General features: G+C 62.8%; 22 protein-coding genes and 1 pseudogene. 9 read left to right on the top strand and 14 right to left on the bottom strand.

Annotated features, from left to right (window positions below; translation table 11 throughout):
• Positions 1-50 precede the first annotated feature (50 nt).
• From G3I56_RS22795 to G3I56_RS22780, 4 genes are all read left to right on the top strand, one after another.
• Positions 51-1,688 carry a hypothetical protein gene (locus tag G3I56_RS22795; RefSeq protein WP_164411821.1) on the top strand — a complete coding sequence of 546 codons (1,638 nt, stop codon included), beginning with the start codon at positions 51-53 and terminating at the stop codon, positions 1,686-1,688.
• A gap of 374 nt (positions 1,689-2,062) precedes the next feature.
• Positions 2,063-2,578, top strand: a complete 516-nt coding sequence (locus tag G3I56_RS22790) for a hypothetical protein (protein ID WP_164411819.1) — start codon at positions 2,063-2,065, stop codon at positions 2,576-2,578.
• A 250-nt stretch (positions 2,579-2,828) separates the two neighbouring features.
• Positions 2,829-3,077 (top strand): hypothetical protein, encoded by a 249-nt coding sequence (locus G3I56_RS22785; protein WP_164411817.1) that lies wholly within the window; start codon positions 2,829-2,831, stop codon positions 3,075-3,077.
• Positions 3,078-3,083: 6 nt separating this feature from the next.
• On the top strand, positions 3,084-4,490 hold the full coding sequence (locus G3I56_RS22780; protein WP_164411815.1) for a DUF692 family multinuclear iron-containing protein: 1,407 nt from the start codon (positions 3,084-3,086) through the stop codon (positions 4,488-4,490).
• Positions 4,491-4,765: 275 nt separating this feature from the next.
• Here the strand turns inward: G3I56_RS22780 and G3I56_RS22775 are convergent, their stop codons facing one another.
• Both G3I56_RS22775 and G3I56_RS22770 read right to left on the bottom strand, forming a co-directional pair.
• On the bottom strand, positions 4,766-5,443 hold the full coding sequence (locus tag G3I56_RS22775; protein WP_164411813.1) for an HNH endonuclease signature motif containing protein: 678 nt from the start codon (positions 5,441-5,443) through the stop codon (positions 4,766-4,768).
• A 199-nt stretch (positions 5,444-5,642) separates the two neighbouring features.
• On the bottom strand, positions 5,643-6,275 hold the full coding sequence (locus G3I56_RS22770) for a DUF4231 domain-containing protein (protein ID WP_239135034.1): 633 nt from the start codon (positions 6,273-6,275) through the stop codon (positions 5,643-5,645).
• On the opposite strand from G3I56_RS22770, the gene G3I56_RS22765 reads away from it, so the two are divergent.
• Positions 6,274-6,939, top strand: coding sequence for a hypothetical protein (locus G3I56_RS22765; RefSeq protein WP_164411811.1), 666 nt, complete (start codon positions 6,274-6,276; stop codon positions 6,937-6,939). The genes G3I56_RS22770 and G3I56_RS22765 overlap by 2 nt on opposite strands.
• A 93-nt stretch (positions 6,940-7,032) precedes the next feature.
• Positions 7,033-7,704 (top strand): hypothetical protein, encoded by a 672-nt coding sequence (locus G3I56_RS22760; protein ID WP_164411809.1) that lies wholly within the window; start codon positions 7,033-7,035, stop codon positions 7,702-7,704.
• 187 nt (positions 7,705-7,891) lie between these two features.
• On the opposite strand, the gene G3I56_RS22755 is transcribed toward G3I56_RS22760, so the two are convergent.
• A complete protein-coding gene (locus tag G3I56_RS22755; protein WP_164411807.1) occupies positions 7,892-8,743 on the bottom strand; it encodes a transporter substrate-binding domain-containing protein in 852 nt (283 codons plus the stop codon).
• 19 nt (positions 8,744-8,762) lie between these two features.
• Positions 8,763-9,521, bottom strand: coding sequence for a hypothetical protein (locus G3I56_RS22750; protein ID WP_164411805.1), 759 nt, complete (start codon positions 9,519-9,521; stop codon positions 8,763-8,765).
• A 1,055-nt stretch (positions 9,522-10,576) separates the two neighbouring features.
• Between G3I56_RS22750 and G3I56_RS22745 the strand changes: the two are divergent.
• Positions 10,577-11,119: pseudogene (locus tag G3I56_RS22745) on the top strand (IS5 family transposase); the annotation flags it as partial.
• 19 nt (positions 11,120-11,138) lie between these two features.
• Here the strand turns inward: G3I56_RS22745 and G3I56_RS22740 are convergent.
• Positions 11,139-11,630 (bottom strand): AbfB domain-containing protein, encoded by a 492-nt coding sequence (locus tag G3I56_RS22740; protein ID WP_164411802.1) that lies wholly within the window; start codon positions 11,628-11,630, stop codon positions 11,139-11,141.
• Positions 11,631-11,919: 289 nt separating this feature from the next.
• Here G3I56_RS22740 and G3I56_RS22735 point away from each other — a divergent pair, with 289 nt between their 5' ends.
• Positions 11,920-12,072 (top strand): transposase, encoded by a 153-nt coding sequence (locus G3I56_RS22735; RefSeq protein ID WP_164411800.1) that lies wholly within the window; start codon positions 11,920-11,922, stop codon positions 12,070-12,072.
• 1,376 nt (positions 12,073-13,448) lie between these two features.
• On the opposite strand, the gene G3I56_RS43255 is transcribed toward G3I56_RS22735, so the two are convergent.
• A complete protein-coding gene (locus tag G3I56_RS43255; RefSeq protein ID WP_203690442.1) occupies positions 13,449-13,625 on the bottom strand; it encodes a hypothetical protein in 177 nt (58 codons plus the stop codon).
• Positions 13,626-13,788: 163 nt separating this feature from the next.
• The gene (locus G3I56_RS22730) at positions 13,789-14,619 is read right to left on the bottom strand and encodes an IS5 family transposase (protein ID WP_164411798.1); all 831 of its coding nucleotides are present in this window, start codon (positions 14,617-14,619) and stop codon (positions 13,789-13,791) included.
• Positions 14,620-14,976: 357 nt separating this feature from the next.
• On the opposite strand from G3I56_RS22730, the gene G3I56_RS22725 reads away from it, so the two are divergent.
• The gene (locus G3I56_RS22725) at positions 14,977-16,824 is read left to right on the top strand and encodes a hypothetical protein (protein WP_164411796.1); all 1,848 of its coding nucleotides are present in this window, start codon (positions 14,977-14,979) and stop codon (positions 16,822-16,824) included.
• A gap of 74 nt (positions 16,825-16,898) precedes the next feature.
• Here the strand turns inward: G3I56_RS22725 and G3I56_RS22720 are convergent, their stop codons facing one another.
• From G3I56_RS22720 to G3I56_RS22690, 7 genes are all read right to left on the bottom strand, one after another.
• Positions 16,899-18,578 carry a recombinase family protein gene (locus G3I56_RS22720; RefSeq protein ID WP_164411794.1) on the bottom strand — a complete coding sequence of 560 codons (1,680 nt, stop codon included), beginning with the start codon at positions 18,576-18,578 and terminating at the stop codon, positions 16,899-16,901.
• A complete protein-coding gene (locus G3I56_RS22715) occupies positions 18,565-18,738 on the bottom strand; it encodes a hypothetical protein (RefSeq protein WP_164411793.1) in 174 nt (57 codons plus the stop codon). The genes G3I56_RS22720 and G3I56_RS22715 overlap by 14 nt, the downstream gene beginning before the upstream one ends.
• Before the next feature lie 94 nt (positions 18,739-18,832).
• A complete protein-coding gene (locus tag G3I56_RS22710; protein WP_164411791.1) occupies positions 18,833-19,816 on the bottom strand; it encodes a DUF932 domain-containing protein in 984 nt (327 codons plus the stop codon).
• 93 nt (positions 19,817-19,909) lie between these two features.
• A complete protein-coding gene (locus G3I56_RS22705) occupies positions 19,910-20,092 on the bottom strand; it encodes a hypothetical protein (protein ID WP_164411789.1) in 183 nt (60 codons plus the stop codon).
• A gap of 108 nt (positions 20,093-20,200) precedes the next feature.
• Positions 20,201-20,788 carry a hypothetical protein gene (locus G3I56_RS22700; protein ID WP_164411788.1) on the bottom strand — a complete coding sequence of 196 codons (588 nt, stop codon included), beginning with the start codon at positions 20,786-20,788 and terminating at the stop codon, positions 20,201-20,203.
• Positions 20,789-20,923: 135 nt separating this feature from the next.
• Positions 20,924-21,253 (bottom strand): hypothetical protein, encoded by a 330-nt coding sequence (locus G3I56_RS22695; RefSeq protein ID WP_164411786.1) that lies wholly within the window; start codon positions 21,251-21,253, stop codon positions 20,924-20,926.
• Between the two features lie 49 nt (positions 21,254-21,302).
• Complete coding sequence (locus G3I56_RS22690) at positions 21,303-22,097, bottom strand: replication-relaxation family protein (RefSeq protein WP_164411784.1); 795 nt, start codon at positions 22,095-22,097, stop codon at positions 21,303-21,305.
• Between the last annotated feature and the right edge of the window lie 137 nt (positions 22,098-22,234).

Raw genomic sequence — 22,234 nt, 5'->3', positions numbered from 1 at the left:
TCGCGGCAGTTTCGCCCGCGCAGCGATCCTCTAGGCAAGCGGCGGTTCGCATGATCGACCTGTACACGATCGGCTCCCAGCACCCGGGTACCGATCCCACCTGGACCACCATCGACATCCAGGGCACGGTAAAGGACCAACCCATCACCCCGGCGCGGCAGTTGGCGGGGCTGACGTACAAACCGGCGACGCGGCTCTACTACACTGTGGCACCGACCAATCCCGAGGGCCCGCTCCTGTGCAGCATCAGCACGGCCGGAGCGCTGGAGATCCTCGGCCCGACCGGCCAGAACATGACCGGCGGGATCGCCTACCACGGCGCGGACGACTGCTTCTACGCGCTCTCGAACGAGTTCGACGGATCTGTCAAGCTCTACCGCATCACCATGAGCGGCCAGGCCAGCGAACTGTTCACGATCGCCCTCGGCGTGGCCGTCGGCCTGACCTACGTGCAGGCGAGCGACACCTTCTACGCGCTGATCACGCAGGACAACTTCACCTGGTTCTACTCCATCAAGAAGAGCAGCACCGTGACCAAGCTCTTCGGCGCCGGGTTGCGCGTGTTCGGCGGGCTGTGCCACTCGCCGTCGGAGAACCTCTTCTACTTCGTGGCGAACGAGGAGGACGGTTTCTCCTACCTGTGGACGCTCGCGCTCAGCGGCAGCGTCGTGAAGCGGATGGGCCTGGGGTACAACTTCAACCACGCTGGCATCAGCATGTCCCCGTGGTTCGGCGGGTCCATGAACATCAAGAGCCTGCTCGAAGGAGAGCGCTTCGTCAGCGGCGAGACCACCTCGCTCGACGCGAATATCCTCAACGCGACCAGGCCGTTCTGGAATAGCGACGGCGTCGCCTGGCAGTCGAGCATCGACGGCGCGCTCGGCACGGGCTCGCCGACCGTCACGCTGTCACCCGGTACACATGTGATCACCGCCTCGAAGGAGCGCCTCAAGCAGAGCGTCACCGTACGCGTGTTCGCTGACCTGGGGGCGTTGTACCAGGCGGCGCCCTCGCCGGCGGAGATCGGCCGCGTACTCAGAGACTTCACGTTCTACTGGGTGGACGGCACCTCCGGCGACCCAACCCAGCAGTGGGCCTCGTATCCCGGTTTTCCCTTCGACCAGACTTCCCCGAACCCGTCGCGCACCGCCGTCATCGCCAAGCTCGACGTGCTACGCCACCAGCGATTCTCCCAACCGCTGCCCTACGGGACGGCCGCTACCGCCTACGAGCAGGTGCGGCTGAACACGCACACCATCCGGGTCTCGCTGGACACCCCGCTCAACATGGCGGGCGGCGGAGTGATCAACCTCAACCGCACGTTCACCACGTGGTGGAACAACCCGGCGACGCCTACCGTGGCCGCCCCGTACGTCCATTCGCTGTACCTGTTCAACCACGAGAGCCGGCACAACGAGCCGGGTGACCCCGGCCACGCCACGTGCACCGCGTGGACGGGCGCTCCCGCCGTCGACAACGGCATGGACGCGAAGTTCGAACCCGGCAGCGGCTTCGCTCGCGCGACGCTCTACGTCATGTGGGTCTACAAGTACGCGCGTTACGACCCCCCGGCGATCCGCACGGAGGCGAAGAACATCGCGTCGCAGTTCAAGAACTACTTCTGCGCGCATCCCACGAGCTCAAACCCCCTCGTGCAGGCGCTGCTCACCGAGCTGTGGAACGCGTGAGCCGTCCCGAACGCGTGAACCCTCCTTACTGTAGGTACTTCGAGATGAAGTCGACCAACAGTCTCTCGCGTGCGCCGCCCTTTTCGCCGCGGTGCACGAACCCGCTGGAGCTGAAGAAGTCGGCGCGTAGTCGGTCTGACGCTGACTCGCAGATCTCACCGAGGGAATTCTCTGCCACGGGCCGACCGTACCCTTCGTGCCAGCCTTGCAAGGCCGATTCTGGCACCTGGCAGTCGAGACGGAGTGAGGGCTGGACGCCGCAGCTTCCCTGCGGAGGCAAACTCAGCTGGCCGCATTTAAGGCGCTAGCGGTTCTTTCATCCCATAGGATCCACTTTGGGTGGATCGGTGGTTACCGAGTTTAAAGGACCGCGCATGTCAACCGTACTGGCTGCTTCTCCAACCACGCCCTGGTGGGTCGCTCCGTTGTCCGCGGTGGCAGGCGTCATTGTTGGAGAACTGTCGCGCGGCTACCGTGAGTCCCGAGCACGCAAGTCCGCTGAGCTGGACCGCGCGGTGAACGAGTTCACGCGAGCGTTGAGCCGCATCATGGCGTACAGGATGGCTTCGAAGTCGCCAACCGAACTGGGGAAGCCTCTAGACCAGGCTGGCTTCTTCTTCTCTGCTGAGTCGGTCAAAACGGAGGGCGATCCAGCTGTGCAAGAGGTGACCGATGACCTCTTGCGAATCACTGCTCGGCCGTTCGGCGCCGATGTGAAGAAGAAGGACTGGGCTGCCGCCTTGGTCTACGGCAGAGAGAAGTTGCTCGAATCTGTACGGCAGCAGAAGCAACACGACAGACTGTTTCGACGGACCATCGCTGCTTTTAGGCGGTCCTCATCTGCGCAGCAAGGTCCGTCCAAGGAGAAGGCCCGCCTCCCCGAGGGATGAACGACGTTCCCAACCATCCGTTCATCACTCTCCACCTATCGCATTGGATGCGAAAATTCCGCATCCAATGCGACCCCGGGCGTTTCCACAGCTCAGTGACCCGATAGCGGGAACCCCAGTGAGCCCCTTGGGTGACCTTTCGGGCGCGTACGTTGTTGGCGCGCCAGCCAGGCGGAATGCTGTGTCCCGGCCGGGCTCAGGGTGTCGGCACCCGCCGGCACGGGGCCGCGGCGTACAGCGAGGAGGCGCGATGTCGAACGGCGAATTCATGGGAGGACCCCCAGACACGTGGACCGGACGGGAGGTCAACATCACCGTGCCCGCAGGAGTGTTGGGCAACTTCGACCGGATGACGGAAACACTCAAAGAGGTGATGACCCAGCTCGGCCATCCGTCGTGCCACTCCGGATTCGACGTGAGGTTCCGGCAGTCGCTGGACTTCGTGGTTTCCCCTAAGGGCAACGTCGCGCCGGCCATCCCCCAGCCGTTCGTGAGCTAGGCCGACGTGACGGGACTCGGCGTCGGCCTCACCCACGTCCCCGGCGCCGAGCCAATCCTTGAAGCTTGCGCCGACCTGCTGGAGGTCGTCGAGATCGAACCACAGACGCTCTGGCGCTCATGGCCGGACGGCACGACCATCTGCGACGAGGAAGCGCTGCGCCGCCTCGCCGACCTCCCCGGTGCTCGGCTCCTGCACAGCGTCGGCAACCCGGTCGGCGGTTGCCGGCCCCCCGATCCCCGACAGACCGCCCTCGTCGGCGAGCTTGCCGAGCGCCTACATACACCCTGGGTCAGCGAACACCTGGCGTTCAACCGAACCGGCCGGGGCAGGGACGGGTTCCGCACCGGCTTCATACTCCCACCGCGGCAGACCCCCGAGGGCGTACGGCGCAGCGTGGCCTCGGTGCGGGTCATGGCTGACGCCCTGCCGGTGCCGCTCGCCGTCGAGATTGGCGCCAACTACCTACAGCCTCGCGCCGACGAATTGCCAGACGGTCAGTTCGTCGCGGCCGTGGCCGAGGGGGCAGGCTGCGGGCTACTGCTCGACCTGCACAACGTCCTCGCCAACCAGCGCAACGGCCGGGCCCCCGTTGACCGGCTACTCGACGAACTCCCGCTGGATCGGGTCTGGGAGGTGCATCTGGCCGGTGGCTTCGAGCACCGCGGCTACTGGCTGGACTCGCACAGTGGCATGCCCGACGAGGAGTTGCTCGCCCTAGCGGAGCGGGTGCTGCCCCGGCTACCCGCACTGCGGGCGGTCCTATTCGAGGTGATGAGCTCGGCCCTACCGGGCCTCGACCCGCAGGCCGTCCGGGACCTGCTGATCCGCGTCCGCGAGCAATGGCGGCCGTCATTGACGGCAGGGCGGCCTTTGCTGGCTCCAGTGGCGCAAAGCTTCCCTCTCGGCGACGGACCGGCCACTCGACCGAACCCTGAGGAATGGGAGCACTCACTGGGAACGCTGACGATCGGCCGGGAGGCAGACAGCGCGTTCGCCCGGGAGCTGACGGCCGATCCGGCAATCGCGATTTTGCGGGAACTCGTCATGGAGTTCCGGGCGAGCGCACTGGCTGGCACGCTCGTGAACACCATCCGGCTACTCCTACTCACCCTCGGTGAGGCAGGAGTGCGCGCCCTGCTGGACGACTACACCAGTTCCCATCCACCCGAGTTGTTGGCCACGGAGGAAGCAGAGGCGTTCGCTACCGACCTCCGACGGACCCGCCCGCGTGTCCCCTGGCTGACCGATGTACTGGAGCTGGACCTAGGCCTCCTTCGAGTGCGGCTCGACGACGCGCCGCAGACGGTTCGCCTCGGCACAGACCCGTACGAACTGCTCAGCGCGCTCGGCGTCGGCAGACTGCCCGTCGACCCGCGACAGGGCGACTTCCTGATCCGGCTCACGGCCTGAGCTCTCGGAACGGGGCAGGCGCGGTCGGCGCCGGCCTTGAGGCGTACGGCTGGCGCCCGAGAGGCAGGCCACGGCGGCGACGATGACCTGGGGGAACTTGGAGCGTTCGCCGCCGTAGGTACTGAGCGTGGTGATCTGGTGCCACTCCCGCGCCCGAACGTTGTGACCAACTCTGAGGCGTATTCAAGGGCGCCAGAGGCCACATCCAAAGCTCGCTGTTATCGAGATCCCCAGTCCAGCCTTGACGTCAAGTCCTCAATGCTGGCATACGTGGCTCAGCCACCTGCCTCGGAAGGTAGCGGGGTCGGGCGTCCTTCCACGACATTGTGGATTTCGTGATCCAACTTCAGCCAAGCATCAGCTAGCTCATCGCGTATATCGCGTTTGTGGTTCGATTTGGCGAGGTCGGGCTCATTCAAGGCATCTCCCCATTCGGCCAGGTGCCAGAATATCGCGAGCATGATTTCGTAAAGATATTCCGGTACCTGAGATTTTAGATCCAGCGTGAGCAGGAGGAAGTTGGCGAACGCTCCCACGTCCTGGGTCGCCAACTTTTTCACTTCTTCGGCGGAGGCTCCAGAAAATACCGCTTCTTGTCGTCGCAATAATTCCTTTAGATATTCTTCACATAGGAAGCGGAAGTGCGCACACTGTGCCAACAGTGGGATGTGGTGTGGGTGACTTGCCATATAGGCAGTCGAGAATGGACTCAGGCGCGCTTTATATTCGTACATTGCCTTCCTGTCGATTTTTCCCCGACCGAAGAGGGTGTGACAGTTAGGACAAAGGGCGATAAGATTTTCGAATTCATGCTTAAGAACCTTGCACCATGGTTCAATGTGCGCAATCTCGACAAGAGTCGCGCGGCACGTGGGGATGGCGCATCGATGTCCAGCTTCAACAAGGATTCGGCGTTCTAGTTCGCGAGGCATCGCAGGCCGGTTGGCAGGCATGGCGTCAAGCCTAGACGTACCCACTGACAGGCGGTGCGACGTCCGCCCGGAATGGGCGCACCACCCTCAGGTGGATGGCCAGGCGACATCATGGCGGCGATTCGCATCGGTACAGGGTCCGCGCGGCGGACCAACCCCCGACGACTGACAACGCTACGCTGCCAGTGGCAGTAGCGAAAGCTTGCAGTGGGGTAGACCGTCAACTGACCGGCTGGCCGGACTCCTGAGCCTGGTGGACAGGCTGATCTAGCTGTTGCTGTCGGCGGCGTTGCTCATTGCGGAGGGCCTCCACGCGCTGCGTGAACAGCCCCATGGCCTGATCCGCCGGCTGATCGATGTACGCCCCGATACCGAGTATCAAGGCGTTGGCTTCCTCCTCGATGGCGTCCGCTGTCTGCTGGAGGAAGTAGCTCCGCTCTCGGTACTTGTAGTAACCGGTGAAAGCTGTGGCAATGGTGACGCAGAACCCGAGGCTGACCGTCGCGATGGTCTGCCAGGTCCAGCTCTTCGCTTCCAGGGCAGCCAGGGTGGTCACCGCGGTGGATCCCACCATGATCAGCGATTGCAAGGAGTTGTGGACTCTGCGGTAACGCCGGCTCTCCGACCGGTACTGCTCGATGACGGCCGGCATCTCCTCGCGGTACAGGTTCCGGTGTTCCTGCAAGGACGGCGTGACACCAGCCCCGATGAGACGGATCTCCTCCTGGAGGTCCTCCAACTCCTCTTCCACCTTGGCCATGGAGTGGGTGTACCGCTCGGGTGAGGGCACCGGGTAGAACATCGAGCTGGCGTTGGTGGTCGCGTCTTTCATGACACTGTGCTGGATGGTCATGACGACTAGGAGGAATACCGCGGCCACTACCGACGGTGCGCAGACCGCCGCCGTGCTGGCGAAACTGCCGCGTCGGGCCTGGCAGCGGATGCGGACCGGACACGGCACCAAGGGCGACCGGCACTATGACTGGGCGACGATCGAGATTGTCGGCGACGACACCCCACCCGGTCAGGAGGCCGGACACAGCTTCCTGCTCATCCGCCGCCACCGCTACACCTGTCAACTGTCCTTCTACCGCTGTCACTCCGCTGCCTCGGTCGCGCTCGGCGATCTTGTCGACGTGGTCTGCCCCCGCTGGCGGGTCGAGGAGGATTTCCAGGCTGCGAAGTCGCTGACCGGTCTCGATCAGGGGCAGGTGACCTGCTGGAACTCCTGGCACCGCTGGAGCCTAATCAGCCTCATCGCCGCCGCCCGGCTGTCCGTGAGCACGGCCCTCCACCGCATCGCTGACGTCGCTCACACCGACGAGTCCGCTCCGGCGGAGGCCGCCATGATCCCCCTCACCCGCCCCGAACTCCTCCGGATCCTGCGGGCTTTCGTCCTGCCACAGCCGGTGGCCGACCCGGAACACATCCTGCGCTGGTCGAGATGGCGGCGACGCCACCAGCACCAGGCCGCGACCTGCCACCGCCACTGGAACGAGGTCACCGCCGCCTCATGATCGGAATTACTGCTGCCGTGTCAGACACGGAAGTCGCTAAGATTCTGACTCATGTCGACGAAGAGGCACACCTGTGCACTCTGCCGGGCTCAAGTGAAGAAGGCCACCGGCGAGCATGCTCTGCCTGAGCAACTGCTGAAGCTCCTGGGCGATGCCAACAATCTCGTTCTTGGCAAGACGTACGACATGTACGCCGCGACCTATCAGGGGCACAGGGAGAAAGAGACCAGAAAGCTGGACAACAGTCTCAGCGCCATCCGGGTGCCTTGTTGTGTCTCATGCAACCAGTGGCTGAACGAGACCTTCGAAAAGCCGGCCGCTGAGCACCTGCCGAAGTTGATCCAGGGCCGGATGATATTCACGTCAACACAGAGTGATATCGCTCCGCTGTCCCGGTGGCTCATCAAGACAATCTTGATGAGCCACCATCCTCGGGTTCACTACACGGGGCTGACGTGGAAGGCCAAGGATGGTTTCGCCGCAAATGGAGCGGTTCCGGACCTGCTCAGAGTCCTACGGAAAACCGGCGAGATGCCGCAGCAACTCTCACTTTGGGCAGCCATGGCCACCAGAGGTGAACCTGTACTTCTTCGGCCTGATCCGGACGCAATAATCAGGATGGGCATGAACATCGCTAGGCCCGACGGAATCCTCCGGCTTACCGTGACAGATACTGACGGCATGTCCGTTGCACACGTTGACGGCACGCGCCCGGAAGTGCGCAGACTGTGGCCCCTCTGCGGCGGTTGTGCATCCTGCTTCTGACGTCACGTTGACCATTGCTGGAGGCACAGTCCTCACCTTGATCGGTGTCCTTCTCGGGACCGCAGGAGCACTCATCGCTGAGCCCGCACTCTTAAAAAATGCCAAATCTCGGCGAAATGCCCGCCTCCAGTGGGAGTCTCAACCCCCTACTGCATAGATAACCTGAATCAAATCGCATGACTCACGATCAGGCCTGACACGAAGACCACTGGTTTAGATCTGACGGGTCTGGCCTGAACTGCGTCTCCCAATCATCAGGATATGCCTCCACGATCGCAGGGAGTTCCGTCTTGAAGTCCTTGGCCCAGTCTTCCTTCATGTAGTCGCGCAGCGCGCGCAGAAGCTTCTTGCAGTCTTCTATGTGCCCCTTGGCCAGACCGATACCGTATCGCTGACGGCGACCGTAGGTGAGGTTCGGTACCACCTTCAGTTGCTTGTCCACCTGGGCGTACCCGTAGAGAATGGAGAGATCCGTGAAGACTGCGGCCGCATTACCATCCTTGAGTTCCTCGATACATGCCTTGTAGTCGGACCTGGTGTCCAAGTGAGCACCGCCTGGTAGGGGCATGTCGGACGTCGACCCCTCAACCGTACAGATGGTCATGTCCGAGCTAAAATCGGCCTTCGTCTTGATCGACTGATCCTCCTTGAGCACCAGGAACCCTTGATAGGTCAGCAGATACGGGCCGACGAAGTCGATGTGTTTCTTGTGGTCCTCAGTGATCGAAAACGTCTCGATGTCAAGCTTGACGTCCCAGTGGGTTTTATCGGTGAGCGCAGACACACGTTTACCAGAGGGGACGTCTTCAAACTTGGGCGTGAAACCGATCTTTGCCCCGAGATAGTTGGCGAGATCGGTATCGAACCCCGCGTCGGTGTGCGATTCGCCGTCATGCATCCCGAAGCCAGGCTGCTCGTACTTCGCCCCAATGTGAACCACGCCGGTCAAATACGGTCCGTTATCGCCGCATGCCACGGTGATGAGCAGTAGGACCAGGGCAGCCAGTACGCTGGCACTGCGCCTCGATTTAAGGGTCACTTCATCTCCTGATGATATGTCAGTTATTGAGGATCGCCTTGGAGACCGAAACGTTCAGCGCGCAGCCCTCCTCGGCGTCGAGTCGCACAGCCAGCGTGATGTCACGAAGCCCGGATCCGAGTTCGATCTTTATAGGCGTACCGGGGGGCTGCTCCAGCGAGTCGCGCCGGCTGCCGCCTACCGTCAGGGTCGCCGTAAACCGGCTGGTCGGCAGGCAGATGGGCTGCTCAGGGGCGCTGTCGACAGCCCTGAGAGTGATCTCCAGATGCTGGCGTGGCTGGCCAGCGTGGAGCTTGACCGTAATCGAATTGCCCGGCCGAACTGGCTGTTCGCCCTCGATGCTCACCTGATTGGTCACATCGAGCGGCATGTTGATGACGTAGAGCCAGACGAGCAGCCCTACTGCCCAAATGACGGCGACCGCCGCAGGCGGGGCGAAGAGGATGTTTCGCGCCCACAGGCGGGGTACGTCATCGCTCGAACCGCGTACCGCGATGCCCAGCAGCGCCGTGATGAAGAGCGCCAGAGATACGCCTCCACCCCCCGCCGCCTCGATGACGCCGGAGTGAAACCAGACCGCCAGCACGACGGCCGAGCCAAGGCTGGTAACGAGATTCCAGAAGACGGCCCAGAAGAGGAACCGGCTCTCCTCCCGGAAGAGGACCCTCAGCCTTGAAAACCCTCGCATGAGGCGGGACTTCCAGCCCTCGGCTCCAGCGGGAAGAGTCGGCGGACCGCTTCCCGGAATTGGGCCGCCGCTGGGCTCGGTGTCAGTCACGTATGAAGGATGACGGACCGCCGTTTGGCGGGACGCGCCCTGTCCGTCAATCAGCCACTATTGAGCGGGGCGGGCAGAACCAGCACCGTTGCAGGTCCGTCCTTGTGCAACTTCCGTACCACTCTCGTCATACCCCAGCGGTCGTGTACCTTCGTCAGACCTCCCCAAGATCCAAGGCGCTGCGTGTACCTTGCTACTCCCGACCGCAGTGCGGCCCCACTCCCAGGCCCCTCCCTCACGAACTACAGCTGCCGTGTTAGATCCCAGGGGCAGGCGTAGACGCTCGATGAGCTATACGGGAGCGAATCGCAACTGACCCGATTCAGGACCACAGCAAGAAGTCAATTTGGCAGCTGCGGCACGTAACGTGAGTTCCTACGTCAGCTAGTCGAACCGAGTTCCACTGGTGGCAAGCGTCCCGAGGGCAGCGAGCTTGCTTGTGTCCGCAGCTCAGGCAGACGTAGAGCCCATGAGACTCGGTGAGCTTAGTGTTGTCAGTGAGGACTTTGAAACAGATTCCACGGCTTCACAGAGTTATAGAAAATGGCAGCTATTCCGACAGCGTTATCCTTGATCCCGAAATTGCCGTCACTGCCATACACTCCAACAGTCGAACAATAGACGCATTGTACGGGATCGTTTGCTTGAGGACGCTCTACCATAATCCCCCCTCAGGGCATTATCAGGATGGGGGCTTGTAGAGGTTCAAGTCAACTCTCCGTACAGCTGCCATCACCCTCGGCACGCAGCTCGTCTCCGTCACCGAGCTGCGGCCCGCCCGCGACAGCGTCCGCTTCGCCGACAAGCGCATCGCCGACCACGAAGTCCAACTGGCCGACGCCAGCTGTCCGCCAGGACACGCTGACGTAACGCGTCCCTACCGTCGCGGGTGAGCGCGTGAAGGACCTCTTGGCCGTCGCCGGGGAGACCCTGGACGCCCTGGAGCAGGCGCTGACCGAGGAAAAGGGGGTTGCGCTGGCGTGCCAGCCGCCGGTGTGGCGGGTGGTGCAACGCAAGCCGGGGCGGACGCGGCCGGTGCACACCGGGCGGGTGCGGATCGTGCCGCGAAGCGGCGGCGTCGCAAGGTCCGTGCGAAGGCTGCCGGACTCGGTAGGTCCCGGGGCGGTCTGAGCAGCAAGGTCCATGCCGCGGTCGACCCGGCCGGGCTGCCGCTGGCGTTCGTCCTGACACCCGGTCAGGCAGCTGACTGCCCGCAGTTCAAGGCCGTGCTGGAGAAGATCAGGGTCCCGGGGCCGGTCGGCCGCCCACGCACCCGCCCGGACGCGGTCGCCGCCGACAAGGCCTACTCGGCCAAGGACAACCGGGCGTACCTGCGCAAGCGTGGCATCAAGGCCGTCATCCCGGAGAAGAGGGACCAGGCCACCAACCGCAAGAGGAGAGGCAGCAAGGGCGGCCGGCCCGTCAGCCACGACACCGACCTCTACAAAGAGAGAAACACCGTTGAACGCTGCTTTCAGAAGGCCAAAACCTGGCGCGGGGTGGCCACCCGCTACGACAAGAGCCCGGAGAGCTTCGAGGCCGGACTCCACCTCCGAGGCTCGATCATGTGGCTGAAGCACCTCACGTCGACCACATGATCCGAACCCCGAACAGCTCCTAGTGCGGTCCCGGCGGCTCCGGGGACAGGCCGGGGACCACCGTGAACGTCGCGTCCTTCCGAGCTAGGTCACTGTCCACCTCTTCGACGAAGAGGTGGAAATCCCTGTGCCGCAGGAACCGGTTGGGGAAGTTGAAAGACCGGAACGACACCGCGTTCGGGTTCGCGAGTCCGGGAACCATGGCGAACGTGGCGTCTTTCCGCATCAGCTGCATGTCCGGGGACTCGGGCGGGGGTACCGACCCCGGGGGAACGAGCGGGGGGTTCGGGCCTTCGTGGAGTTTGACGCGGAAGTCCTGGTGCCGCAGGAAGTGGAGGGGGAAGTTGACGGACCGGAAGGACACGAGGTTGTGGTCCGCCAGGCCGTTCACCATGTCGAAGGTGGCGTCGGCGCGGTCCAGATCGCTCGCGACGGCCGACAGCTCGCCCAGGAAGTTCGCGTGCCGGACGAAGTGATTGTCGATGTTGAAGGACTTGAGAGAGGAACCCATGGTGTGCACTCCCTTGCGGCGGTCAGAGGGAATCGCCTGTCAGGGCAACGCCCTGAGGAAAGCGTCTCTCTGTCCGGTCGGCCCCACCAACCCGGATCGCCCTTTTCCTGCGGATGGTGGCAGTGAGGGTGCCTCTCTGCGGCTGCGAGCGTAGTATCCGGTCGCGCTGGGCCCACAGAAAGCACTCAGAGGGTGATACGTGAGTTAACTTCCGGTTAGGGGTCGCCTGATCGTATGGGTCTGCGGCATTCGGTCCGGTCGGTGGGCTTGGCCGTGCCGGGGTGTCGGGGTGAGTGAGCGCAAGCCTCAGAAGGGCGACTTATCCGATGAGCGGTGGGCTCTGATCGAGCCCGTGATCGCCGGGTGGAAGGCCGGGCACCGCTCGGCCGGCGGCCATGAGGGCCCGTACACGATGCTGAAGATCGTGAACGCGATCTTGTAACCAGTCCCAGACCGGTTGTCGGTGGGACTTCCTGCCGCACGACCTGTCACCCGCGGCGCCGTGTACTACTACTTCGCGAAGTGGCGCGACGACGGCACCGAGCAGGCCATCCATTCCCTGCTGCGCTGGCAGGTGCGGGAGAAGAAGCGCCGAATAATCGACCAGAGCTTCGTGGTGCTCGACACGCAGAGTGTTCACGTGGGGGCCAGCGTCCCTGCCCGCACGACGGGGCCCGGCCGAGCAGAACAACGAATGGACCGAAGCCCGCTGCTACATGGGCCGCGAACTGCTGGCCAAGGCCCGACTCCACCCGATCGAGTCAGAATCCGACGATCCCGCCATCCCCACAGAACTCACCGCATAGCCTGAAACTGGATCACCGAGTGGCCATCAATACGCCACTCCAGGGGGCGTGACCGCGCGTTTTGGTGTCCCTCGGCAAAACACCGCTGAGGGAGGGAATGGGGGACGTGGTGGAACGAAGGGCGCGACTGCGCACAGCGCGAAGGAGGCCTGGGCCAGACCGAGTGAGAGCGCGGGTGCGGGATGTCGGTGAACCTCCGCAACGGACTTGGAGGCCCCATATCGACTGGACCAGGTGGGGCGCTGTCGTTGGGGTCGGCGCGGGCATTGGAAGCCTGCTGTTCACGGCTGTCGCAACCTACTACGGAGCCATGGTTTCGCGGGATCAGCTTGATCAGTCGCGGGAAGATGCCGAGTTGAAGTCTCGTGACCAGGCCACACGCGTCGCCTTCTGGAGTAGCAAAGCTCCGAATGGTGCGGCGATCCTGCGCCTGATGAACAGATCGCCGGACCCTGTGACCAGTGTAAACCTGTCCCTGATCCTGATGATCCCCATGCCCCAATCCACCGCCCATAGAGAGGTGAATTCCTCACTATGGCAGGGAGATATGGCGCCTTGCTCGGAAGTGACCTTCGAGCTGGGCACGTTGAGGTACCAGGAGACGAAGAAAGGGGAGTGGGAGAAGCCTAACCCTAAAATATCGGCTTTCGTGATGAACCTACATTTCGTGGATCGCGAGGGTGTGCCGTGGAGGCGTAATGGCGTACAGCTGAGTCGGCTGGGCTTTGATGAAGGGGCACGTCTCCAGCCTGGGGTTTGGGGTCGGGATCTAACACGGTCTTACGGGCAGGCCCGGGCCGAACCCGTGGTGACCAAAGCGCCCACATGCGGAGCGGATACTGGCGGCTAGTTCCAGGAGGAAACGGGGGCTGGAAGTTGCAATTGCGGCTCACGCAATAAAGCGATGTGCACATTCCAGATCGCGCCGGTCCTCAGGGGGTGGTATCAGACCTGATGCCCGATTCTTGGTTTCGTGTGGGGCGAGCGGGAAGGTCGCGGCGGCGTCGGTCGGCTACGGCCGGGGCTGGGTGAACAAGCCCTGCTCGGTCTCGGTCAGGATTCCGCGGTCGGCCAGCCGTTTGAGCTTCAGGCGGACGTTGTTGATGTTGTTGGGTGCGACCGTCAGGTCCATCGCCTCGCACACCTGCCGGGCCCGCAGCGGATGGTCGGCCGCGGTGAACACCGCCATGATCTGCTGGTAGGCCGGATGATCCGGTAGCTTCGGTGCCGGCGGCGCGGGCGGTTGCGGGTCGGGCAGCCCCAGCAGTGTCTTGCGGGTGATCCGGACTTCCTCGGCGGCCCGGCCGAGTTCGTCGAGCTGTGTGGTCAGCTGCGTGATCTGTTCCCGCCGGTCATGCGGTGCGCCAGGCCGGCACGGTCGCCCCGGTCAGCCGGCGCAGTATCACTGCGGTCATCGCCCAGTACACCCGCGACTCCGAACTGCGGGGCAGATGCTCGTAGTCGCGCACCAGCCTGCGGTGCAGCATCAAGATCCCATACGCGCGCTCCACCACCCACCGCTTGGCCTGGGGAACGAACCCGGTCTGCGCGGGATTACGCTCCACGACCTCCACCTCGATGCCCACCTTCTCCCCGTGCGCGACGACGGCGTTCTTGAAACCCTGGTCGACCAGGGATTTCTCCACGGCGTCGGTGTCGGCGGCGACCTTGTCCAGCAGCGCGATCCCGACGGCGTTCTCGTGCGCCGACGCGGCCACAACGACCACCGCGATCACCAACCCCAGAACGTCAACGGCCAGGCCGCGCTTGCGGCCCGGTACTTTTTTTGCCGCATCACGCCCCGTCGACCCGGCGGGCACTCCGGCCGCCGCGTGCACGCTCTGGGTATCGAGCACCACCAGGCTCGGGTCCGCCTTCCGGCGCGCCATTTCCCGCACCTGCCAGCGCAGCAGGTCGTGAATGGTCTGATCGATGCCGTCGTCACGCCAGGTGTAGAAGTAGTACTTCACCGCGCCGGGCGGCGGAAAGTCGTGCGGGAGCAGCTCCCACTGGCAGCCGGTCCGGCCCTGGTAGAGCAGTGCGTTGACGATCTCCCGCATCGCGTACCGGCCCTGATGGCCGCTGACCGAGGGATGCGCGGCCTTCCACGCGGCGATCACCGGCTCGACCAGCGCCCACTGCTCGTCGCTCACGTCGGTCTTGTAGGGCTTGCGCTCACTCACGGCGACCAGCCCAACATGCCCATGGCCCCCGACCGGCCAGGATGCTGCACCGCCACACGTTCAGGTGACGACAAAACTCCTATGCACTCTCATTCCGCCCTCTCACAGTGCAGAAGCAGCCAGCCGTCGCGCTCGCCCTCCTTCACGACGAGTCCCCGCTTGACTGCCCGCCCACCCGATCACCGGAACCGGCCTCGCTCTCAACAGACCGGACGGACCCTAATACGCCGAAGTCAGTAAAGGCTACGGATTTGGTGAGACGTTCTGGGGGAAGGCTTCGAAAGCGTCTCTTCCATGGAAGGCGGGGGAACTGTGGGGGCCACGAGGGGGCCGTACCGGTGGCTGCGTTTGGTGGCCATGGCGACTGTCAGCGCGTTGATCGGACTATTCACTGCGCTGTGGGGGTCGGAAGCATGGGCGGGGGTGCTGGGGGCTGCGGTCGCGGCGGTGGTGAGTGCCGTTGCCGTCGGCGTGCAGACGCAGATGCAGCGGCAGGCCGAGTCGGCTCACCATCGGTCCCGCGCGTTGGACGTTCCCTCGCCGGAAGGCCGATTTCCGCTGGTCCGGGACATGCACGATCCGATCGCAGTGGGAGTGCATCCAGCCGAGACTATTGAGCAGGGCGGCACCATCGACCGCGTCCCGGCGTACGTCACGCGGGACATCGAGCCACACCTGCACGCCGCCCTACGACGCGGCGGCTTCGTCCTACTGATCGGCGAATCCACCGCCGGCAAAACCCGAGCCGCCTTCGAGGCGATGCGACTCCTGCACCCTGATTATCACTTCGCGGCTCCTTCCATGCGAGAGGCCGTGGAAGTGTTGCTAAGCGACTGGGGAGCAGTCCACCGCTGCATAGTGTGGCTGGATGATCTGGAACGTTTCCTGGGGCCGGGAGGGCTGACCACCTCCACTTTGCACCGCCTACTACTGCTGGACCGGCAGGTGCTGGTCCTGGCCACCATGCGCAGCCACGAGTACGACCGCTACCGGGATCGTGCGGAGACCGAGACTTCCGGGAGCGCGCAAGAAGTCTGGCGCCAGGGTAGGGCCGTACTGCGACAAGCCCAGGTGGTCCACGTCGAAAGACGCTGGACGCATGCCGAGCGCGAGCGGGCCCGAGCGGTGGTCGCCGATCCCCGACTGGTCCGCGCATTGGCCGGTGATGAGCGTCTCGGGGTAGCCGAACTGCTGGCGGCCGGCCCGGAACTAGTCGAAGCCTGGCAGCATGCTTGGATCCCAGGACACCACCCTCGCGGGGCGGCCCTAGTTGCAACGGCTGTCGACGCCCGCCGCACTGGCTACCACCGTCCTTTACCCGCGGAGATTCTCCAGCAACTTCACGAGGGCTACCTTGCTCGCCGCGGTGGAGTGGAATTGCGTCCCGAACCGCTCTCGGAGGCGCTGCACTGGGCTCTGACCCCCACGTTCCCTGCGGGCGCGAACAGCCTCTTGCTCGGCGACGCCGAACATGGATACATGGCTTTCGACTACTTGATCGACCTTTCCGTACAGGAGTCCATACCTGAAGCAGTCTGGGTGGCAGTCATGGAGCTTGCCCCAATCCACGAGGCGTACACGATTGCCTATAATGCGGTGATAGCGGGGCAATTCATGCTTGCCGTCCCGGCGATGCGACGTGCGGCTCAAGCAGGTATCGGTGAAGCCGAGGCAATCTTGTGGGAATCAGGCGAGCCCATGCGTCCCGCAGAGGAAGGGTTAATCGTCGCACAACAAAGGATGCAAGCTCTTATACAAGAGTTCAGTACTGACCATGAGGAGACACTAATAGCTGAAAGCATGGTCGCCTTCTTCACCATGCGCAGCGGCCGCTACTCTGAGGCCCGCCACCTCTACGAACAATTGGCGAATAGGGCAGCGGAAGCACTGGGACACAATCATCGTATTGTTCTCGGCATGGAATTTGGAATCGCTACCAGCACGTTTTCAGCAGGAGCTCAGGATGAAGGCCTAGCCCTTCTAGAAGCTGCCGTTCGAAACAGTGCCATCACGCTGGGGCCGGAGGATCTCACCGTGCTGGACCGACGCAAGGCGGTGGTTCAACTCCTGGTGGAGGCAGGGCAACATGATGAGGCGCTGCAGCGGCTCCCCGGTCTCGAAGCCGATTGTTCCCGTCTCTCGCCCACACATCCGATCGCCGTCGCTGTGAGGCGTGTGGCAAGTCAGCTACGACAGCGAACGTGAGAGACGAGGACACGCCCTTTACTGACTTCGGCGTATTAGAGGCGAGGCAGTCCGGACGTAAGCCATGCTTCTTCTTACAGCACGTCGTCCCGCAGCATACGGAAGTCCATGTCATCGCTAAGGTCTAGAATCTCGCCTCTCAGCTCAGTTCTAAACTTGGACGCTAAGGGGTACCATATTTGGTTTTTTTGGCACAAAAGGATCGCCTCATATGGTGCTTTCAGCTTGAAGTACACATTTTTCCCATCCCAAGTTAAGTTCGAGAGTGGAATGCGAAGCAGTCGACGCTTCAGTTCTATCGAGACGTCACGATCCATAAAAAGCTCAGCGGCACTCCTCGCCAGCCGTATGAGGTCAGCTACGGTCGCGGTTAACCTCCCTCTATCTTCCTTCGTGTAGCTCTCTATCTCGCGGTCAATCCCAGCCTGACGCGCATTCTTCTCCGCTACGATCCGGTTGAAGAGCTCCGGCTTAATCTTGAAACTCTCGCGGTCACGGAACATGTCCATGATCTCGTCATCAATATGATTCCGGTCGGTCCGTAGCTGCCGAGCCTTGCGAATCTGGTGCTGAAGATCTGTTTCCTCGCCTTCCTCCAACTTCTTTAAGAGCCAGCCGGCGGTGCTATCCGGAATCAGTAAGGCTCCAAAGAGTCGTTCTGCAATCTGCCTCGTAATCACATCCTCATTGACCCACTTGGCACCATGAGGCTCACCGTATTCCGTGCATTTGAGGTAGTAGTACTTCTCTTTCTTGGGCCCGTCTGTCAGCACTGTATAGCCACACACGTGGCACGTTATAAAATCTCGATACAGGTGCTCTTTGGACGCATACTTCGTCCGCTTCGCCGATCGCCGCTTGTTAACCGATTGAACCTTGTACCAAAGCCACCCCGGAATCATTCGGGCATAGCGGTGCGGATAGAGGTTTCCTCGGTACGACATGAAGCCCGCATAGAACGGAGTGGACAGTATGCGGTGAATCTGCTCTACGGTAATCGGCTTATGCTTCCCTCTTGACACCATGCCCGCTTCTTTCAAGCGAGCCGTTACAGCTTTAAGGGACATTCCTGTTGCCCGAAGCTCGAACGCCATGACAACAAAATTACGCAGTTCCTCGTCCGGCTTTATATCCTTCTTGGTCTTACGTTTCTTTCCTCGTTCGACTCGTCCGTCAACAGGAATCCCCGTGTCGATGTTCCTGTATCCATACGGAGCACGACTAATCCACTCACGTCTCCCCTCGACAATTTCCTCAAAGCGTCGCCGCACGTTGTCGCGAATGGAGCCAGAGAAGTAGCTGGACAAAGCGACACCGATGTTGAGTCGAAACAAGTCAGGGGCTGGCGAGTCCTGGTGGACGTATAAGTTATCTGATGGGAAGTGCAGTTCAATCTTCCCCTTCTTTCGAAGGTCTTCAAAGAGTACCTTCTCAAGGCTTGACGAGTCTCGACTGAAACGGTCAATCTTGTCGAAGACAACAATGACGAGCGATTGCGCTCTAGTGATGGGATCGATCACGAGTTCCCTAAAGCGCAGTCGCCTGCCCTTGTAGGCTGACTCGTCAAATTCAACATATATGGACGGCATCGATTTTGATGCCGCATAGGCTCTGAGACGTTTCTCCTGGGCCGGCAGGGCGTCAACCTGCTCAGGATCGGATACGCGAGCCACCAGCAAGAGCCACGGCTCTTGACTTACAACTAGCCGCTCCACCTGATCCAGTTGCTGCTTTAAAAGATCATCGCTTGTCATCACCCTCTCCCCGTAATCGCTTAGCTAGCTTGGACTCCTGATCCATTGCGTATAAAACTTTCACATAATCAACCAGCGAGTCGCCCGTTCCTAGCTCGCGTGCCGCCAGCTTTTGAGCAGCGTCCAGCGCATCTTCTTCCCGCTTCTTGGCATTAATCAACTGGCAGTACCTCCTTTATGCCACGAAGTGGTGAATCACTGCAATATTGAAGCGGCCTCCTCGGTTATACCGAGGAGGCTTTTTTGGTATGAAGTCAGACGTTGACAATCTGCCGTACGACCTTCAGGGCTTGAGCTTTGAGCGGCTCGGGCTTGATGAGCGTCCGGTTGAGTTTGGTTTCCCAGGTGCGGGAACGTCGGACGTGGTCCAGGTACTCTCCTGCGGCCTGTACGAGCCCGTAGGCAGTGTGGGCGACGGGAGCGGTGGTCGGGGAGGCCAGGATGGCGCGGACGGCCTGGCGGGCTTCCTCGACGTTATTAGTAACCCGGTCGGTGACAAGGCCGGCGGGCGGCATAGGGATGAACTCCCTGACGAACAGCTCGCGTTGCCGGGTAGAGACGGGCAACGTCAGCAGTTCGCGCGCCAGTTCTTCATAAGCCCGCATCTCGCGCCGAGCGCCGGTGACAGCGTCGCGGGCTTCGTCGACGCGGTTACGCCAGCCGTGCTTGTGCACGAACGAGAAGGTGGTGCCAGTGCGGTCTCCTTCCAGCTCTGCGGCGCGGAAGGTGTTGCCGCAGACGATGCGGACGGCGGTCGCGCGGGCGGTGCAGCCTCCGGGTAGTCCGTGCCGGTTGGTGATGGCGAGGTAAGGCAGAGTAATGGTGTCGTCGCCGGGCAGGACGATGGGCTCGTCCAGCAGGGCCAGGCACCAGACGGAGCGACCCTCATCGAGGACGCCCGCGGTCTCCCACGTAACGTTCGGTTGAGCCAGAACGGCTTCGACAATGGCGCCCATCTCGCCGTGATCGATGACGGCGTAGGAGTCCCGGTTGATCCACAGGGTGGCGCTGGTGTCGGAGCGGGCGATGCGCTGCCAGCCCTTGATGGGCGCGTAGATCGGCTGACCGTACTCATCAATGCCGCGGAGTTCGTAGACGGCCTCGGTGATGGGGTCCCAGGTCAGGCCGGCGAGCTGCCGTGCCTCGTCCCAGGTTTTGGGGTGCTGGTCGAGGACCAGCCCTTCACGGTGCCAGGGCATCTCCCTGACGGAGAACATCGACTCGACGTTGGCAGGCATGACGGGCGTCCTTTCGTGGGTCGAGAAATGGGACCGGGGAGTCTGAGCACCTGGAGGTGCCCGGACTCCCCGGATGGGATGTGGAAGGTGCAGTCAGTCGCTGTCGACGTACGTCAGCTCGGTGATGTGGAAGTTGGCTGCTGGGTGGAGGGCGTTGGCGTAGCCGGTGATGGGCAGACCGGTGAAGAACCGGATCTGCTCCGCCAGCCAACAACGGGCCAGCAGTGCGTCTGAACCGTCCTCGGGCTCGAAGGTGATCTTCAGGGTGAGGTCCATGACATGACTCCTCTCTATGGGGATGCCAGGTAGCTGGGGAGACACCAGCAACAGGTGGGACCGCCGCTGGTGTCAGATGGGCCGCCTGGGAAGCTGCCCCTTGGCGGGCTACGCCTCCGAGACTTGGACTCCCGAGACCTCGTACGTGGAGGTGTCGTCATCGACGTCGTCGAGGCCCGACAGGTCGGGCCGGAGGTACTTCAGGGCGTCTTCTTCGGCGGCGGCTTCGTTGCCGGGATTGACTTCGTAGCTGCCGGTGATGGTGTACTCGACCCGGACACGGCTCTCGTACGGCACGAAACCGAAGGAGATCAAGAAGTCCTCCAGGCCGCCGCGGCAGATTTCTCCCTCTTCGTGCCGGTCGACGGCGTACTGCCGGATAGCTTCCAGCACCTCGATGTGGGACTGGCGCTGATCGGCGTGCGCCTGAATGGCGACCTGGCGGCAGATGGACAGGGCCTCGACGGCATCACGCAGGGCAGCCGCACGCGCCACTGGGTGAGTGACGGGCTGGATCTCCAGGACTTTGGTGCTGTACACCGAGATACGTCCGGCGAAGTAGACCTCGATCAGGTCGGTGTCGGCGACCCGGAGGACGACCCCGTTCACCTCACCGATCTGGACAGCGGCCGGCAGCAGCTCGGCCAGGTCCTGCGGCGGAAGCGTCCGCAGGGCTTCGGTGGTCAGCTCAGTCATGGCTGACTCCTTCCGAATGGAAAAGAACGAGCACTGATTTCGGTAGTGAGGCTCAGTACTCAAGGGGCCCCGGGCAGACGCCCGCCCAGCCAGCCGGCCTGGAACAGCTGGTCAGGTGGACGTCCGCCTGGGCGGTCACAAGGAACGAAGACAGACGAAGCAGTAGTCGCCACCGGCGATATCCGGCGCGAAGATCACCTTGGGGAACTCGTGCGAGTTGAAGCTGTCCTCAGCGTGACGGTCGATCCGAGCCTTGAGGGCGGCCTCGTTGAGGATGTCCTCGGTCGATCGGTCCGGGTTGGAAATTTGGTAGTACGGGATCGCGAGGTCTTTCACGCAGTCGGGGCAGACGGTCTGCTCGCCGTAGAAGTACGCCGCGATGTCGACGGAGGAACGCGGCCGACTTCGGTGCACTTCGTGCTTACATCTGGGCTTTTCAGGCAAGGTCATGTGAGTACGCGGCATGGCGGACTCCTTTCTCGTAGGTGGTGTGGACGGGCAGAGCAAGTCGGGGTCAGGAGCCGGAGGCGCGCAGGGCGGCCAGAGCGGCAGCCTCTGTCGTGACCCGGAAGAGTCCTCGGGCCTCGGGCGGCTGGTCGGCGATGACGCGAGCGATGCGTCGGGCGCGGTGGTCGTCCGGGACGATGAACAGCACGCCGGGGAAGATTCCGTGGCGCTCCTGCTCCAGCCCGGACAGTTCAAAGGCGCAGTAGGCACGACACTTGTTCGCCAGGATGGCGGGGCTCTCGGTGGCCAGGTCGATCTCGACGAACCAGGACAACTCCAGGTCGCCGGCGACGAGCCGGACCAGGGCATCGGGTTGGATCGAGCGCCTGCGGCCAGCAGAGTCCCAGTAGGTGCGCCGGGCATCGGCCTCGACCAGGAACTGGCGCACGGCAGGGCCGCCGTTGCGGGCTTCGATCACCAGCCTGACGTAGAGATCGCAGATGGCGAGCCAGTGCCTGAGCTTGGGAGGCGACGGTCGCCAGGCTCGACGTTGGCCAGCGCCGGGACCGCTGGCGTGCCCGGTCAGAGTGAGTCCCGCACTGGTCAGGACGTGCACGTAGCCAGCTGGGCCAGCTTTGCGGCCAGAGGAAGCGTTGGCGAATCGACGCACCAGACCGAACTTGGTTAGGCGCTGGAGATGCCGGTGGGCCAGACGGTGAGCGGTCGCGCGCTCCTCATCCCCGAAGACGACGTACGCAATGTGCTCTGCCGTCACCACTCGCGTGATGGCGAGCGTCTCCAGGACCAGGCGCTCACGCGAGGTGAGGTCTTCGTCCAGCCGGCTGAGACGGCTGAGGATCAAGGGTGGATGGGTGGCAGAACCGATAGCGCGGACTCCTCGGAGTTAGGGGTTAGCGACGTTGGTCAATGAGGAACGTCTAAATGTCGTACGCACGGTGGCGGGATCAACAGATAGGAACGGCCGCGCAGCGCTGACAC

The organism is Streptomyces sp. SID12488, from assembly GCF_010548275.1.
Taxonomy (GTDB): Bacteria; Actinomycetota; Actinomycetes; order Streptomycetales; family Streptomycetaceae; genus Streptomyces.
Note: the sequence above shows the minus strand (reverse complement) of the source record. Positions and strands in the feature narration are given on the sequence as shown.

Coding starts and splice junctions, on each gene's coding strand:
- G3I56_RS22795 (WP_164411821.1), top strand. CDS start 51: ATGATCGACCTGTACACGATCGGCTCCCAGCACCCGGGTACCGATCCC.
- G3I56_RS22790 (WP_164411819.1), top strand. CDS start 2,063: ATGTCAACCGTACTGGCTGCTTCTCCAACCACGCCCTGGTGGGTCGCT.
- G3I56_RS22785 (WP_164411817.1), top strand. CDS start 2,829: ATGTCGAACGGCGAATTCATGGGAGGACCCCCAGACACGTGGACCGGA.
- G3I56_RS22775 (WP_164411813.1), bottom strand. CDS start 5,443: ATGCCTGCCAACCGGCCTGCGATGCCTCGCGAACTAGAACGCCGAATC.
- G3I56_RS22765 (WP_164411811.1), top strand. CDS start 6,274: ATGACGACTAGGAGGAATACCGCGGCCACTACCGACGGTGCGCAGACC.
- G3I56_RS22770 (WP_239135034.1), bottom strand. CDS start 6,275: ATGACCATCCAGCACAGTGTCATGAAAGACGCGACCACCAACGCCAGC.
- G3I56_RS22740 (WP_164411802.1), bottom strand. CDS start 11,630: ATGGGTTCCTCTCTCAAGTCCTTCAACATCGACAATCACTTCGTCCGG.
- G3I56_RS43255 (WP_203690442.1), bottom strand. CDS start 13,625: ATGGCGGTGTTCACCGCGGCCGACCATCCGCTGCGGGCCCGGCAGGTG.
- G3I56_RS22725 (WP_164411796.1), top strand. CDS start 14,977: ATGGCGACTGTCAGCGCGTTGATCGGACTATTCACTGCGCTGTGGGGG.
- G3I56_RS22720 (WP_164411794.1), bottom strand. CDS start 18,578: ATGACAAGCGATGATCTTTTAAAGCAGCAACTGGATCAGGTGGAGCGG.
- G3I56_RS22710 (WP_164411791.1), bottom strand. CDS start 19,816: ATGCCTGCCAACGTCGAGTCGATGTTCTCCGTCAGGGAGATGCCCTGG.
- G3I56_RS22705 (WP_164411789.1), bottom strand. CDS start 20,092: ATGGACCTCACCCTGAAGATCACCTTCGAGCCCGAGGACGGTTCAGAC.
- G3I56_RS22700 (WP_164411788.1), bottom strand. CDS start 20,788: ATGACTGAGCTGACCACCGAAGCCCTGCGGACGCTTCCGCCGCAGGAC.
- G3I56_RS22695 (WP_164411786.1), bottom strand. CDS start 21,253: ATGCCGCGTACTCACATGACCTTGCCTGAAAAGCCCAGATGTAAGCAC.